This window comes from Bartonella sp. AS69XJJH, assembly GCF_042195585.1.
Taxonomy (GTDB): Bacteria; Pseudomonadota; Alphaproteobacteria; order Rhizobiales; family Rhizobiaceae; genus Bartonella.
Window position 1 is genome coordinate 1 of sequence record NZ_JBHIOO010000075.1, and the last position, 1,718, is coordinate 1,718.

Annotated in this window: 1 protein-coding gene and 2 pseudogenes; 1 reads left to right on the forward strand and 2 read right to left on the reverse strand. The window is 31.4% G+C overall.

The genetic code is table 11. The annotated features are described in order from the left end of the window. Together ACFIK6_RS09660 and ACFIK6_RS09665 are read right to left on the reverse strand one after the other, a co-directional pair. Positions 1-143, reverse strand: a pseudogene (locus tag ACFIK6_RS09660) (DNA-binding protein); the annotation flags it as partial. Continuing rightward, the gene (locus ACFIK6_RS09665) at positions 124-435 is read right to left on the reverse strand and encodes a type II toxin-antitoxin system RelE/ParE family toxin (RefSeq protein ID WP_375642715.1); all 312 of its coding nucleotides are present in this window, start codon (positions 433-435) and stop codon (positions 124-126) included. The pseudogene ACFIK6_RS09660 and the gene ACFIK6_RS09665, both read right to left, overlap by 20 nt. Positions 436-500: 65 nt before the next feature. Here ACFIK6_RS09665 and ACFIK6_RS09670 point away from each other — a divergent pair. Further along, positions 501-827, forward strand: a pseudogene (locus ACFIK6_RS09670) (hypothetical protein); the annotation flags it as partial. Positions 828-1,718: the final 891 nt, after the last annotated feature.

The window sequence follows — 1,718 nt, forward strand, 5'->3', positions numbered from 1 at the left end:
CTCATATTTTGAGCACGTGCAACAATACCAAGGGCATCTGCTATATGAGCAGCATCACCAGTTTTGAAGGCTTCATTTAAAAAGACTTCTTGAGATTCTGGTGTTGTGAGGTGTTTTTCAAAGTTAAAGGTTTTCAATTTCATTTTTAAGATCCTCTAAAAGAGATAAGGCTTTTTGAATATCACTGGATTGTGTGGATTTGTCACCACCACAAAGCAATATAATGATTTTATCGCCTTTTTTTGTAAAATAAATTCGGTAACCAGCAGCATAATGGATACGTAATTCACCTATACCATTAAAAAACTTTGCATCACCCAAAAGCCCTGAACGAATTCTATGAAGCCTTGCAAGAATTATATTAGCAGCTTTTCTGTCTTTAAGCTTTTCTAACCAGTTATCGAATTCATCTGTTGTTTTTATTATCGCTACCATTAGTGCACTATACTACACAAAATATATAATATCAATAGTAATAATTTTTACAGAAAGGTATTTTGATGACACGTCATTATATTCGGGTTAAAACCGGAGGACCAATACCAGTAAAGCGAGATGTTTATCGCCATAAGAGAACACTTTCGCACTTAGTGTCAGTTATCCAAGATGAGATTGATGACATAGCAGATGAGTATGTTCAACAAATCCAAGAAAGTATTTTTGCAGCCATTCGTTTTTGTGAACGTGAGACCTTTTACTTTAACGAAAGCCGTGATGTGGTGTTTGAGACACGGGCGGGACAAGGTGCTTATGATGCAAGCACTACCCGCCCTATTGAAACAGCTGTTAAAATCAAAAACGTTTATCTGAGTTCAACAACATATTATGCATAAAAAACTAATAAAGTCAATAGGTTGTGTGAAATTATTTTATATGAATCCACTTAAGAATCCACACTTTTATGCATGATTCATTTGACTGTTTTTTATATAAGATTGCCATGCATGAATAGACCATAAAAAGCAAATCATGATGTAAATATTATAACGCATGTAAACGTTCAAATGAAATGAAAAGCAGCTATCATTCATAACAGTTCATAAATTTTATGATACGTTTTTATCACTCAAATCGCATTGTTTAAAATTTAGTCGTTTGGAATTATCGATAACATACGTTTAAAGATCACATCTTGTTTTAAAGATTGGATTGTTATCACATGATAAAAACATAAAATTAATGAAAATACGCTTATGAAAGCATTTTCTAAATGCATGTTTAAACGTTTGAAACTGATGCTTTATAAGCTTATTATTCTTTCCATTTACTTAAGAACATTTTCTCTTTTGAGTAAACCTAGGCTATAGATTTCACAGCAGAGCAAAATTTTGAAAACCTTACATTTTATAAAAGCGGTTGTTTATTGTCTTATGAGAGATTGTTTTAAAAACCAATGTTCATAAATGTAAAAGAACGTTTTTAAAAAGACATTTGTTTAATAAGCATTTGCTTTTGATTGGATTGATAAAGCTACAAAGCGTTCTTTTAATTCATTCAGCTCAATTTTGAGCTTAATATTTTGAAACGTTTTTAAAAGAAGCGTCATGATCATGCGCTTTGTTTTAAATGAATCTCTTTAAAGAAAAGGGCGTTATTCTTAATACGTTTGAAGCCATATGAGAGTTTATAGGTTCTAAATTCACTCTCTTATTCAAATGAGTGATTAAAGATCATACGCATCGTTTACGTTTCTTTTGATAAGTTTTTATATCTCTCAT

Excerpts from the sequence above, each read along its gene's own strand:
- ACFIK6_RS09665 (WP_375642715.1), bottom strand. The coding sequence starts at position 435 with ATGGTAGCGATAATAAAAACAACAGATGAATTCGATAACTGGTTAGAA.